Origin of the sequence: Glutamicibacter sp. 0426, from assembly GCF_001906485.1 — a bacterium.
Lineage (GTDB): Bacteria > Actinomycetota > Actinomycetes > Actinomycetales > Micrococcaceae > Glutamicibacter > Glutamicibacter nicotianae.
Genome location: NZ_MPBI01000004.1, coordinates 272,815 through 285,263, shown reverse-complemented (window position 1 = coordinate 285,263; position 12,449 = coordinate 272,815). Strand labels below are relative to the sequence as shown.

Here is a 12,449-nt window from a genome sequence, read left to right as displayed (position 1 = left end):
CACCGCAGCCTCCGGGCGCAAGGCTTAGCTGATGCTAGGCAATCGGCGGGGTCACGCCATACAGGCGGTCGCCGGCATCGCCCAAGCCTGGGATGATGTAGGACTTCTCGTTCAGCTTCTGGTCCATCGCCGCCAGCACGATGTGCACGCGGTCGTCGCCACCGTGGATTTCCTTCAGGCGCTCGACGCCCTCAGGAGCTGCGATCAGGCAGATGCAGGTGACGGATTCCGCGCCTCGCTCGAAAATGAACTTGATGGACTCGGCCAAGGTGCCGCCGGTGGCCAGCATCGGATCCAGCACGAAGACCTGGCGACCGGTCAGGTCGTTTGGCACGCGGTCGGCGTAGGTGATGATGTCCAGGGTTTCCTCGTTGCGGGCCATGCCCAGGAAGCCGACTTCAGCGGTTGGGACCAGGCGGGTCATGCCTTCGAGCATGCCCAGGCCTGCACGCAGGATCGGGACAACCAGCGGGGTTGGCTTGGCAATCGAGGTGCCGGTGGTGGTGGCGACCGGGGTCTGCACCTCAACGTTTTCGGTTTTCACCTCGCGGGTGGCTTCATAAGCCAGCAGGGTGACCAGTTCGTCGGTCAGCTGGCGGAAAATCGAGGAGGGGGTGTTCTTATCACGAAGAACCGAAACCTTGTGTGCCACCAGTGGGTGGTCGACTACCTGTACGCGCATAAGTAGAAATCTATCAGCACCGCCTCGGCCAAATCGAGAGAAATCCTCGATTTCACGCTGTTAAAGGTCTTTGGTGTGCCCAAGGAAACAGCAAACTTCAGTGCAGTGGGCGGTGATCCACGCTCCCGGAGCCCGGCAGCCGTCGCAAAACACGTAAAGTGAAAGCACTATGGTGCACGAATTTGATGCTTGGATGGACCTCGCCTTGGCTGAAGCGCGCAAAGCGCTAGCCACCGATGACGTGCCCATCGGCGCCGTTATCCTCTCCCCCGAAGGCGAAGTGCTGGCCACCGGCCGCAATGAGCGCGAGGCCGTCAAGGACCCTACAGCGCATGCCGAGGTGGTCGCCATCCGCAATGCGGTCAAGGCACTGGAAGCCACAGGGCAAGACGATGGCTGGCGCCTATCGGACTGCACGCTGGTGGTGACCTTGGAGCCCTGCGCCATGTGCGCCGGGGCCATCGTCCTTTCGCGCATTCCCAAGCTGGTCTTCGGGGCCTGGGACGAGAAGGCCGGGGCCTGCGGCTCGGTTTTCGACATCGTCCGTGAACCGCGCTTGAACCATTGGGTCGAGGTGTACTCGAGGGTCAAGGAAGACGAATGCGCAGAGCTGCTGCGTGAATTCTTCCGGGGCAAGCGCGGCTAGGAGCCGACGTTGATGTGTTTCGGAACACTTCAAGCCAAAAACAGCGTTCTCGTTTTTGTTTTCACCTGATGTTCGTTATAGAGTTATCAGGTCTGGTGACGTGTCCGAGCGGCCGAAGGTGCAACACTCGAAATGTTGTGTACGGTAACCCCGTACCGTGGGTTCAAATCCCACCGTCACCGCCAGAAAAACCCCGGTAATCAGTGATTACCGGGGTTTTGCCTTGTCTAGCGCTAGTTCGCGAAGGTATCGGTGAGCTTGCCCTTGGCATCCCACAGTGCCAGCGAATCACCGGCATTGTTCAAGATGCCCGGACCGTCCACGTAGAAAGCTTCGTCGCTGTTGGTGCCCGGACCCGAGTACACGCGCAGCTGCTCGTCTGGCTCTAGCTCGTATCCCTGGCCGATTTCCAAGATGTTGTTGGCGGCATCGCGAATGATGTAGCCGCTGACATCGATGGTGCGTTTGCCGGTGTTCTCCAGGATCACGTGCTCGCCATTTTCCGGAGCGACGTCGTTTCCAGGCACGTCGTTGACCACGTCGGCAATCACCACGCCGTTGTTGGCCGGGAAGTCCTTCTGTCCACCGATATGGCGGTTAATCTGTGTTGGGAAGTCGCCGGTGATCCGCTCGACGCCCAGAGCCATGGCATCGTCAGCAGCTTCGGTGGCGTTGACTGTGTAGACGCCCAAGCCCAAGCCTGCGTCCTTCACGCGCTGGGCACCGGCGGCATCAAGCGTGCGGTAGTTGGTGCCGAAGGAATCAGCGTAGGTCGCGTAGTTTGCCAGTTCCGCGGCAGTTGGCACGGTTCCCGTCAGCTGCTGCAGAGGCACTTCCGGAGCCAATTGGGCGAACATCTGGTTGGATGCCGCGTCGAAGCTGAGCACCTCGATCTTGTTCGCGTCGGCGAGCGCCTTCCACTCCGGATCCTCGGCCAGCGCGTCCGCTACCAGCTTCTCCACGCCTGGGGACTTGGCCGGATCCTTGATTTCGATGAAGACGCCGGTACCGCCGGCCAGTGCACCTGGGACCTCATCGAAATGGGGAATCTTGGTTCCCTTGAACTCGTCCGAGAAGTAGGAACCGGCATCGAGCTGCTGCAGTTCGTCCCAGGTGAATGACGTGATGGGGTCATTCACGCGGTCAGGGAATACCTCTGCCACGTTCGTGGTGCGCGAAGGAGTTCCGTCATGGAAGATGAACGGCACCCCGTCCTTGGACAGCTGCACGTCGATTTCAATGAATTCGGCGCCAGACTGGCTGCCTGCCTTGATGGCTGGCAAGGTGTTCTCCGGAGCCACACCGGCTGCTCCGCGGTGGCCGATGATCAGTGGATCGGAACCAGTCGGTTCAATCGGTGCGGCTCCTGCAGGAGCGGCCAAGGTGAAGGCCAAAGCCAGGGTTGCTGTGCCGAGGATGATTTTGCGCAGTTTCATGGAGCTCTTCCGTTGGTGTCATTGATGTACACCGGCCATGCTTCCGCTCGCTGATGACGGCGGCGGCACACTGAGCTAAATCAGAGATTAACCTTTGCTACTCAATCTCATGCAAGCTGAACTGCGTTTCCAGATTCGTTCCATTCAATTCAAGATAGATTTGCCCCTCGGTCACCGAGACGGACATGGTGTTGCGGCGTGTCAGTGCCTGGGTTGCCGCATCGACGAACTGGGGGTCGAAGGAACGCACCATGATCTGTTCCGACTGGTGGATCGTCTTTCCACGCCAGGAGGCCAGAAGCTTGGCAGGGTCGCGATGCGTGTAGACGGCGGTGCGCCCTGCCCGCTTGCTTCCCGTATGCAGCCGCTGGGCATCAGGAGCACCCACTTCAATCCACGCGGTGATCAGGCCGGTCAGATCCTTGACCAAGATGGCAGGCTCTTCCCCGGTGGAAACTCCGCCGGCCGAGAAGGAGATGCCTTCCTCGTATTCGAGGCAGTATGCCAGCACGCGGGTAACCAGATAGGCATCGGTTTCCGAAGGGTGCTGCGCAACCCGCAGGGAAAGATCCTCGTACACCCCGCGATCCACATCAGCAAGCTGGATTTCAAAGGTGTGCATAGTCGCGCCGATAGCCATAGTCATCGAGTTTACCGCGAATGCCATGGCCCGTCCGACGAGCAGCCGGCTTTCTAGGCTTTCGCCCCGCGGCTTCGAACTACGAAGAAACCTGCCAGCGAAGACAAGCTGGCCACGGCTGCAACTATGCCAACCAGCAGATTCCCGCCAATTGATAGTATCGAAAACGCAGCAAAAAGGATCGCGGAAACAATGAACAGGGTTTTCATAACTAGACCCTAACTGACCCAGCGCGCAAATGATTGATCTATCCAGCAGGTGGGAACTTTCCATCCAGGTCTTTGAGCCATTGGCCAAAGAGCTCAACAGCATCGGGCATATAGCTGCCGGGATTCCGCTCAATGTCTGCCAGCAGCTCACGATGCTCCATCCAGCGTCCGCTAGCGACTTCCTCAGCTTGCAGGCTGAGCTCCCCGCGGGCAACCGTCCAATACCGAAAAGCCCGGTACCGGGTATGCGCATCTGCGTAGTTCTCTGGTTCCAAGCGCACGAGCTCACTGTCGATGCCCAATTCTTCCTGGGCTTCGCGTATTGCTGATTCGTCGGGATCTTCGCCTGCTTGAATCACACCGCCAGCGGTGAAATCGAAGAGTCCGGGGTACACGTCTTTGGTCATCGTGCGCTGATGCACAAAGACCTCGCCCTGCGGGTTGAACACCAGAATCCCGGTAGCGCCATGACGCAGATTTTCCGCTCTGACGCGTGAGCGCGGGGCTTGCCCGATTACCTGCCCGTGCTCATCAAATAACGCTGCTTGTTCTTCCACGATTCATTTTCCATCACGGGCCCTGGTGCCGCGCAGCATGCCGGCAACCACCAAGGCGAAAGTTCCCACGAGCACCAGCAGCCAGAGACCTAAAGCGTAGGAGTTGGATTCGGCATGGTAGGTGGCGCCCATGGCCAGCGGCGGGAAGTAACCGCCCAGGCCACCGGCAGCCGCCACGACACCGGAAACGGCGCCAACCTTTTCCGGAGGTGTCGACGGGCCTATCCAAGCAAAGACCGCGCCCATTCCAAGGCCCATGGCCGAAGCCATCAAGATGAAGGTAACACCGGTCAGGATGCCTTCAGCAGGTTGCTGTCCAACAATATAGGCGAGCGAAACGATGCCGGCCAGCGAGATCAGCGCAATGACTTTCGGACCGAATTTGTCGGCCAGCACGCCGCCGACAGGTCGAGCAATCACTGCGGCCACAGCAAACAACGCCGTACGGGTACCGGCACCGATCGGGTCGACATTCTCCGGGTAGATGGTCATCAGGTATTTGGGCAAGAAGGTCGAAAATGCGACAAAACCGCCAAAGACTATTCCGTAGAGGAAGGACATTTCCCACGTAATAGCCAGCTTCAATGCACCGAAAACCTTTGGGAACAGCGGTTGGCTGCTCGGCTTCCATGCCGGAGACTCGCGCATCAAGAACCACACCAGGATCGCGGCGGCGAGCAGAAGACCGGCCAGGAACAGGTGGGTTCCCCAGTAGCCGAAATCTTGCAGCAGACGAGGTGTCTGGAAGGCCGAAATGGCGGTGCCAATCATTCCCATGCCAAAGATGCCGTTGGCGAAGCCGCGCCTATTGGCCGGATACCAGGCACTGGCGAAAGGGACGCCCACTGCAAAGATCGAACCGCCAACACCAAGGTAAGTTCCTGCGATAATCAACAGCGCAAAACTGCCTATGCTGCCGGCGAGCGCCACCAGCAGCACCGCCGGAATCGTCGCCAGCAGCACGGCGGTGAACATTTTCCGGGCACCAAAGCGGTCGGTCAGCGCACCGGTGAAAATGCGTCCGATAGCGCCTACGAGCACCGGTGTTGCCAGCATCAGGGACACCTGTCCCTCGCTCAGATCCATCCCCTCGGCATAGAAACGCTGGATCGGTGAAATCAGCATCCATGCCCAGAAGCCCACGGCGCTTGCGAAGGTGGCCAGCAGCAGTTGGAAGAACCCTCCCCGCAAATCGGGCTCATTCACAGTGGTGTTTGCGTCAGATCCTGCGCTCATTGGACCCCCTGGTCGCACGGTTCAAGTAACGTCGAAGAGCCTTTTAAGCCAGTAGTATATTCCTTTCCATCACGGAATTGGAAGAGTTGATCCGGTTAATTATTTACCGAATGACAGGGAAAAACATTAACGGATAATTCTGGAAAATACTCTTGAAACTCGCGATCCAAAAGACGAAGCTAGGGATACTAGCCACAGTTGGAGGAGATCCGGCAATGAGCGATAGTCCAAACCACACTCAGCCTGCCACTGATGGACCGATTGCTGATTCACTGCTTTCGATGGGAAAGTTCCTGCGCCGCGGTGACACCAGTGACGACCTGCGTGCCATGTTCCTCCAGGGAGGGCGCAAGGGCGATGTCTTCTACCGGGACCGATGGTCCCATGACAAGGTGGTGCGCTCGACCCACGGGGTGAACTGCACCGGCTCCTGCTCCTGGAAGGTCTACGTCAAAGACGGAATCATCACTTGGGAAACGCAGCAGACCGACTATCCCTCGGTTGGCCCGGACTCCCCCGAATACGAGCCACGCGGCTGCCCGCGTGGCGCGGCGTTCAGCTGGTACACCTACTCCCCGACCCGCGTGCGCTTCCCCTACATCCGCGATGTGCTCGCCGAGCTGTACCGTAGCGCGAAGCAGGAGCACCCGGATCCGGTCGATGCCTGGGCATCGATTGTCGAGGACCCTGCCAAGGCCAAGCGCTACAAGAAGGCCCGCGGCAAGGGCGGGCTGATCCGCACCACCTGGGATGAAGCACTGGAAATCGCCAGTGCGGCGCAGGTCTATTCGGTGAAGAAGTACGGGCCGGACCGCATTGCAGGCTTCTCCCCCATCCCAGCCATGTCGATGGTCTCCCATGGGGCCGGCTCGCGCTACATGAATCTGGTCGGCGGCACCATGCTCTCCTTCTACGATTGGTACGCAGATCTTCCGGTCGCCAGCCCGCAGGTCTTCGGCGACCAGACCGACGTGCCGGAATCGGCCGACTGGTGGAACTCGCAGTACCTGATCATGTGGGGCTCCAATGTGCCGGTGACCCGCACCCCGGATGCGCACTTCATGGCCGAGGCTCGCTACAAAGGCACCAAGGTGGTCACGGTATCACCGGACTACACGGACAACACCAAGTTCGCCGACGAATGGGTGGCCCTGCAGCCCGGCACCGATGCGGCGTTGGGCTTGTCCATGGGGCATGTGATCCTCAAGGAGCACTACGTCGACAAGCGCACCAAGGCCTTCGAGGACTACATGCTGCGCTTCACCGATTCCCCGTTCCTGGTGGAAATCGATGCGGCCACCGGCACCCCGGTGCCTGGCAAGTTCCTCACCGCCACCGACCTCGGGCTGTCCGAGGAACAGAACGCCGACTTCAAGCCTGCCCTGCTGGACATGGATGGCAACGCCCGGGTTCCGCGCGGCACCCTGGGCCACCGCTACTCCGAACAGGACAAGGGGCAGTGGAATCTGGACCTGGGCGATATCACCCCTGCCCTGTCGGTCATGGACCTGGAAAGCTGGGATGGCGCAACGGCAGAAATCAACCTGCCGCGCTTCGATCTGGCCCCGGAGGCCGGCCAGGAGCATGCCGGAGGCTCGGGCGTCGTGCAGCGTGGTGTCCCGGTGGTGCAGCTTGCCGGCAAGACGCTGACCACGGTCTTCGATTTGATGCTCGCCCAGTATGGTGTGGGCCGCGAATCCCTTCCCGGCCAGTGGCCAACTGATTTCATGGACGCCTCCACCGTCGGCACCCCGGCCTGGCAAGAAGAGCACACCGGGGTCCCGCCAGAGCAGGCCATCCGCATTGCCCGCGAATTCGCCGATACCGCAGAGAAATCCGGCGGCCGCTCGATGATCCTGATGGGTGCCGGCACCAACCACTGGTTCCATTCGGACACGATCTACCGCACCTTCCTGGCGCTGACCATGATGACCGGCTGCCAGGGCGTGAACGGCGGCGGCTGGGCGCACTATGTGGGCCAGGAAAAGGTCCGCCCGCTCACCGGCTACCAGCAATATGCTTCGGCCGGAGACTGGAACCGCCCGCCGCGCCACACCATCGGCACCGCCTTCTGGTACCTGGCAACCGACCAGTGGCGCTACGACGGCCTGCCGGCCAACCAGCTGGCCTCGCCGCTGGCCAAGGGCCAATTCGACGGGCGCACCACCGCGGACTGCCTGGTCGAGTCGATCAAGCGCGGCTGGATGCCGGACTACCCGACCTTCAACCGCAATCCGCTGGACCTGGTGGATGAGGCCGAAGCGGCCGGCAAGGATCCGGCGGCGCATGTCGTCGATTCGCTGAACGACGGCTCGCTGTCCTTCGCCTGCGAGGACCCCGACGCTCCGGAGAACTTCCCGCGGGTCGTGCTGATCTGGCGGGCTAACATCCTCGGCTCCTCCGGCAAGGGCAATGAGTACTTCCTCAAGCACCTGCTGGGCACCGATGCGTCGGTACGCGCCCCGGAAGCTGCCGTTGGCCACCGCCCGGCGGACATCGCCTGGCACGATGAGGCGCCGGAAGGCAAGCTGGATCTGCTGGCCACCGCGGATTTCCGGATGACCAGCACGACGCTGTTCTCCGACTTGGTCTTCCCGGCGGCCACCTGGTACGAGAAATACGATTTGTCCTCGACGGACATGCATCCGTTCATCCACTCCTTCAACCCGGCCATTGCTCCTCCATGGCAGACGAAGACCGACTTCGAGCTGTTCGGGTCCATGGCCAAGCGCTTCGGCGAGTACTCCGCCAAGCACCTGGGTGTGCGCAAGGACCTGGTGGCGTCCCCGCTGCAGCATGACACCCCCGATGCCATGGCCACCGTCAAGGGCAAGGTGGCGCAGGGCGCTCCGCTGGTTCCGGGACTGAGCATGCCCAAGCTGAAGGTCGTGGAACGCGACTACCCGAACCTCTACCGGCAATGGAGCACATTAGGTCCCCTGACGCAGGAACTGGGCATGGTCACCAAGGGCATCAATTACCGCGTGGGGCCTGAGATCGAGGCGCTCAAGCACGCCAACGGGGTCTCGGCCACCGGCGCGGTGCTGCTGGACACCGACAAGAAGGCCTGCGAAATGATCCTCGCCTTCTCCGGCACCTCCAACGGGCGCCTGGCCACCGCGGGCTTCAAGCAGCTCGAAGAGCATACCGGGCAGAAGCTGGCCTTCCTGGCCGAGGAGCATGAGGGCTCGCGGATTTCCTTCCACGATGTGCAGGTCCAGCCCCGCAGCGTCATCACCTCACCGGAGTGGTCCGGCTCGGAGCACGGCGGCCGGCGCTACACCGCGTTCGCGATCAACGTCGAGCAGCTCAAGCCCTTCCACACGCTGACCGGGCGGATGCACTTCTACCTGGACCACGACTGGATGCAGGAACTGGGCGAGTCGCTGCCGGTCTACCGGCCGCCGCTGGACATGCACCGGCTGTTCAACGACGCCAAGCTGGGCGCCACCGGCCAGCATGAGTCGGGCAATGCCGAGGTCTCCGTGCGCTACCTGACCCCGCACTCGAAGTGGTCCATCCACTCCGAGTACCAGGACAACCTGTTCATGCTCTCGCTCTCCCGCGGCGGGCCCACCATCTGGATGTCCCCGCAAGACGCGGCGAAGATCGGGGTGAAGGACAACGAGTGGATCGAGTCCTACAACCGCAACGGCGTGGTGGTGGCCCGCGCGATCGTCTCGCACCGCATGCCCGAGGGCACGGTGTACATGTACCACGCCAAGGACCGCACGGTGGATGTGCCGATCGCGGAAACCAGCGGCAAGCGCGGCGGCATCCACAACTCGCTGACCCGCATCCTGATGAAGCCCAGCCACCTGATTGGCGGCTACGGCCAGCTGGCCTGGGCGTTCAACTATCTCGGACCCACCGGAAACCAGCGCGACGAGGTCACCACGATCCGCCGCCGCAACCAGGAGGTGCAGTACCGATGAAGGTCATGGCCCAGATGTCCATGGTGATGAACCTGGACAAGTGCATCGGCTGCCATACGTGCTCCGTGACGTGCAAGCAGGCATGGACCAACCGCACCGGCGTGGAGTACGTCTGGTTCAACAATGTCGAGACGCGTCCCGGCGTGGGCTACCCGCGCACCTACGAGGACCAGGAGAAATGGCGCGGCGGCTGGACGCTGAACAAGCGCGGCCGGCTGACCCTGCGCGATGGCGGGCGCTTCAAGAAGATCAGCCGCATCTTCTCCAACCCGAAGCTGCCCGAGATCCACGACTACTACGAGCCGTGGACCTACGACTACGACATGCTGCTGAACTCGCCCTCCGGCGAGCACACCCCGGTAGCCACCCCGAAGTCGCTGCTCACCGGCAAAGACATGAAGATCGGCTGGTCGGCGAACTGGGACGACAACCTGGGCGGCTCGCTGGAGACCATGGACCAGGATCCGCTGCTGGCCAAGATGAGCGAAGAGGTGAAGGCCGAATACGAGAAGGCCTTCATGTTCTACCTGCCGCGCATCTGCGAGCACTGCCTGAACCCCTCCTGCGTGGCCTCCTGCCCCTCGGGCGCGATGTACAAGCGGGCCGAGGACGGGATCGTGCTGGTGGACCAGGACGCCTGCCGCGGCTGGAGGATGTGCGTCTCCGGCTGCCCGTACAAGAAGGTCTACTTCAACCACCGCACCGGCAAGGCCGAGAAGTGCACCTTCTGCTACCCGCGCGTGGAAGTCGGGCTGCCGACCGTCTGCGCCGAAACCTGCGTAGGCCGCCTGCGCTACCTCGGACTGGTGCTCTACGATGCCGACGCGGTAGCCGCCGCGGCCAGCGTCAAGAACGAGCACGAGCTGCTCGACGCCCAGCGCAATGTCCTGCTGGACCCGAACGACCCGGCAGTCATCGAGGCCGCCCGCGCCGAAGGCATCCCGGAAGACTGGATCGCCGCCGCCCAGGCTAGCCCGATCTGGAAGCTGATCCGCGACTACCAGGTGGCCTTACCGCTGCACCCTGAGTACCGCACCATGCCGATGGTCTGGTACATCCCGCCGCTGTCCCCCGTAGTGGACGTGGTCACCAATACCGGCAACGACGGCGAGGACGCCAACAACCTCTTCGCCGCCATCGACAAGCTGCGCATCCCGATCGGCTACCTGGCCGAGCTGTTCACCGCCGGGGACACCGCCCCGGTGGACCTGGCCCTGCGCAAGCTTGCAGCCATGCGCTCCTACATGCGCGGCGTTTCGCTGGATGATGTCCGTGACGAGTCAATCGCGCTGGCGGTGGGAATGGACGGGCCGGCCATGGAGGAAATGTACCGGCTGCTGGCCATCGCCAAGTACGAGGAACGCTACGTGATCCCGCCGGCCCACGCCGAGCAGGCGCACGACCTGGAGGAAATGGGCTGCTCGCTGGACTTCGAGGGCGGCCCCGGCATGGGCGGGGCAGGCCCGTTCGGCTCCTCGTCGGGCGAGTCGGTGCCGGTGGCGGTGGAGAATTTCCACTCGCTGAAGAACCGGCAGACCGCGGACCGGCCTTCCAGCCCGGGACGCGTGAACCTGCTGAACTGGGACGGCAACGGCCGGCCCGAGGGACTCTTTCCACCGGAGGATGAAAAGTGATTCCACGACTGTTCAACCGGGGCACCCCGCGCCGCCGGCTGCCGGGCGCCCTCGAACCGGTTCCCATGGCCCGCGGGGAACGCGCCCAGGTGCACATGCTGGTCTCCCTGCTGCTGGATTACCCGGACGCTGCATGGTTCGCCCGGCTGCCGGAGCTGGAGCGCCATCTGGGTGCGGTGCCGAAGCCGCTGGCCGGCCTGCTGGCCGAGTTCATCGATGCCTCCACCGAGCTGGGTGCCGCCGAGGTGCAGCGCCGCTACGTGCAGACCTTCGATTTGAAGCGCAAGTGCAGCCTGTACCTGAGCTATTTCGCCACCGGGGATACCCGCAAGCGCGGCACCGCGCTGGTGACCTTCATCGAGGCCTACCGGGCCGCGGGCTGGGAATTCGAGGCCGAGGAGCTGCCGGACTATTTGCCGGCCGTGCTGGAATTCTCCGCACGCAGCGATGACCCGATCGCCGAGGCACTGCTCGCGGCGCACATCGAGGGCATCGAGGTGCTGCGCGCGGCGCTGGAATCCATGGACAGCCACTGGGCGCCGCTGGTCCGCTGCGTCACCCTGTCCTTGCCGCCAGTCGACCAGGAAACCCAGGAACGGGTGCTGGCCCTGGTCAGCGAGGGACCGCCGACGGAAACCGTCGGATTGTCCTTCCTGGGAAATCTTCCGCCATTCAGCCCGAGGGGGAACGGATGAGTACGTCAGCGATTCTGCTCTGGGTCGTGCTGCCCTATGCCTGCGCGGTGGTGTTCATCGTCGGCCATATCTGGCGCTACCGCTACGACAAATTCGGCTGGACCACGCGGTCGAGCCAAACCTATGAGAACCGGCTGCTACGCTGGGGCTCGCCCATGTTCCACCTGGGCATCCTGATGGTGATCGCCGGGCACGTGGTCGGCCTGCTGATTCCACGCGAATGGCTGTACGCCATCGGGATCAACGAGCACATCTACCACCTCGGCGCCACCTGGCTCGGTACCGCGGCGGCCATCCTGACGCTGGCCGGCCTGGCGATCCTGATCTACCGCCGCCGCACGGTGGGCCCGGTCTTCCTCGCCACGACCCCGATGGACAAGATCATGTACGTGTTCCTGGGAGCCACGCTGTTCTTCGGCACCTTGGCGACGGTCGTGTACCAGGTCTTCGGGCCAGGCTATTCCTACCGCGAATCGATCTCGCCGTGGATCCGGCAGATGATCATCTTCCAGCCGCACCCGGAAATGATGCTGGAGGTGCCGCTCTTCTTCCAGCTGCATGTGATCACCGCTTGCTTGTTGTTCGCGCTGTGGCCGTTCACCCGGCTGGTGCACGTGTTCTCGGCGCCGATCCCGTACTTCTTCCGCCCCTACATCGTGTACCGCTCGCGGGATGATTCCCGTGGCGCCGGCAGCCGTCCGATCCGCCGCGGCTGGGATCCAATCACCACGCCGCCGCAGACCCGCGGCCGGCGCAGCCGGTAGCACCGCGGGTTGCCG

The 12,449-nt window shown here is 62.5% G+C and carries 11 protein-coding genes and 1 tRNA gene; 6 read left to right on the top strand and 6 right to left on the bottom strand.

What is annotated here, in order from left to right; translation table 11 throughout:
* Positions 1 to 34 precede the first annotated feature (34 nt).
* A complete protein-coding gene (gene upp, locus BKX98_RS12415; RefSeq protein WP_066144007.1) occupies positions 35 to 682 on the bottom strand; it encodes a uracil phosphoribosyltransferase in 648 nt (215 codons plus the stop codon).
* A gap of 169 nt (positions 683 to 851) precedes the next feature.
* Between upp and tadA the strand changes: the two genes are divergently transcribed.
* Positions 852 to 1,328 carry a tRNA adenosine(34) deaminase TadA gene (gene tadA, locus BKX98_RS12410; protein WP_073707459.1) on the top strand — a complete coding sequence of 159 codons (477 nt, stop codon included), beginning with the start codon at positions 852 to 854 and terminating at the stop codon, positions 1,326 to 1,328.
* A gap of 94 nt (positions 1,329 to 1,422) precedes the next feature.
* Positions 1,423 to 1,513: transfer RNA gene (locus BKX98_RS12405), tRNA-Ser, on the top strand.
* Positions 1,514 to 1,561: 48 nt separating this feature from the next.
* Here the strand turns inward: BKX98_RS12405 and BKX98_RS12400 are convergent.
* The 5 genes from BKX98_RS12400 to BKX98_RS12385 all read right to left on the bottom strand — a co-directional run bounded on the left by BKX98_RS12400 (position 1,562) and on the right by BKX98_RS12385 (position 5,406).
* Positions 1,562 to 2,764, bottom strand: a complete 1,203-nt coding sequence (locus BKX98_RS12400; RefSeq protein WP_073707458.1) for a glycerophosphodiester phosphodiesterase family protein — start codon at positions 2,762 to 2,764, stop codon at positions 1,562 to 1,564.
* A 97-nt stretch (positions 2,765 to 2,861) separates the two neighbouring features.
* The gene (locus BKX98_RS12395) at positions 2,862 to 3,404 is read right to left on the bottom strand and encodes a YaeQ family protein (RefSeq protein ID WP_073707457.1); all 543 of its coding nucleotides are present in this window, start codon (positions 3,402 to 3,404) and stop codon (positions 2,862 to 2,864) included.
* A gap of 53 nt (positions 3,405 to 3,457) precedes the next feature.
* Positions 3,458 to 3,613, bottom strand: a complete 156-nt coding sequence (locus tag BKX98_RS17040; protein WP_158024695.1) for a hypothetical protein — start codon at positions 3,611 to 3,613, stop codon at positions 3,458 to 3,460.
* A 38-nt stretch (positions 3,614 to 3,651) separates the two neighbouring features.
* A complete protein-coding gene (locus BKX98_RS12390) occupies positions 3,652 to 4,170 on the bottom strand; it encodes an NUDIX domain-containing protein (protein WP_073707456.1) in 519 nt (172 codons plus the stop codon).
* A 3-nt stretch (positions 4,171 to 4,173) separates the two neighbouring features.
* Positions 4,174 to 5,406: an MFS transporter gene (locus tag BKX98_RS12385; RefSeq protein WP_083586853.1), complete on the bottom strand. Its 1,233-nt coding sequence runs from the start codon at positions 5,404 to 5,406 to the stop codon at positions 4,174 to 4,176.
* A 215-nt stretch (positions 5,407 to 5,621) separates the two neighbouring features.
* On the opposite strand from BKX98_RS12385, the gene BKX98_RS12380 reads away from it, so the two are divergent.
* From BKX98_RS12380 to narI, 4 genes are read left to right on the top strand one after another with little or no spacing between them, the layout of a single operon-like run.
* Positions 5,622 to 9,341 carry a nitrate reductase subunit alpha gene (locus tag BKX98_RS12380; RefSeq protein ID WP_073707455.1) on the top strand — a complete coding sequence of 1,240 codons (3,720 nt, stop codon included), beginning with the start codon at positions 5,622 to 5,624 and terminating at the stop codon, positions 9,339 to 9,341.
* On the top strand, positions 9,338 to 10,975 hold the full coding sequence (narH, locus tag BKX98_RS12375) for a nitrate reductase subunit beta (RefSeq protein ID WP_073707454.1): 1,638 nt from the start codon (positions 9,338 to 9,340) through the stop codon (positions 10,973 to 10,975). The genes BKX98_RS12380 and narH overlap by 4 nt, the downstream gene beginning before the upstream one ends.
* Positions 10,972 to 11,670 carry a nitrate reductase molybdenum cofactor assembly chaperone gene (gene narJ, locus BKX98_RS12370; RefSeq protein ID WP_073707453.1) on the top strand — a complete coding sequence of 233 codons (699 nt, stop codon included), beginning with the start codon at positions 10,972 to 10,974 and terminating at the stop codon, positions 11,668 to 11,670. The genes narH and narJ overlap by 4 nt, the downstream gene beginning before the upstream one ends.
* A complete protein-coding gene (narI, locus tag BKX98_RS12365; protein ID WP_073707452.1) occupies positions 11,667 to 12,434 on the top strand; it encodes a respiratory nitrate reductase subunit gamma in 768 nt (255 codons plus the stop codon). Before narJ ends, narI begins: the two co-directional genes overlap by 4 nt.
* Positions 12,435 to 12,449 lie beyond the last annotated feature (15 nt).

Coding starts and splice junctions, on each gene's coding strand:
- upp (WP_066144007.1), bottom strand. CDS start 682: ATGCGCGTACAGGTAGTCGACCACCCACTGGTGGCACACAAGGTTTCG.
- tadA (WP_073707459.1), top strand. CDS start 852: ATGGTGCACGAATTTGATGCTTGGATGGACCTCGCCTTGGCTGAAGCG.
- BKX98_RS12400 (WP_073707458.1), bottom strand. CDS start 2,764: ATGAAACTGCGCAAAATCATCCTCGGCACAGCAACCCTGGCTTTGGCC.
- BKX98_RS12395 (WP_073707457.1), bottom strand. CDS start 3,404: ATGGCTATCGGCGCGACTATGCACACCTTTGAAATCCAGCTTGCTGAT.
- BKX98_RS17040 (WP_158024695.1), bottom strand. CDS start 3,613: ATGAAAACCCTGTTCATTGTTTCCGCGATCCTTTTTGCTGCGTTTTCG.
- BKX98_RS12385 (WP_083586853.1), bottom strand. CDS start 5,406: ATGAGCGCAGGATCTGACGCAAACACCACTGTGAATGAGCCCGATTTG.
- BKX98_RS12380 (WP_073707455.1), top strand. CDS start 5,622: ATGAGCGATAGTCCAAACCACACTCAGCCTGCCACTGATGGACCGATT.
- narH (WP_073707454.1), top strand. CDS start 9,338: ATGAAGGTCATGGCCCAGATGTCCATGGTGATGAACCTGGACAAGTGC.
- narI (WP_073707452.1), top strand. CDS start 11,667: ATGAGTACGTCAGCGATTCTGCTCTGGGTCGTGCTGCCCTATGCCTGC.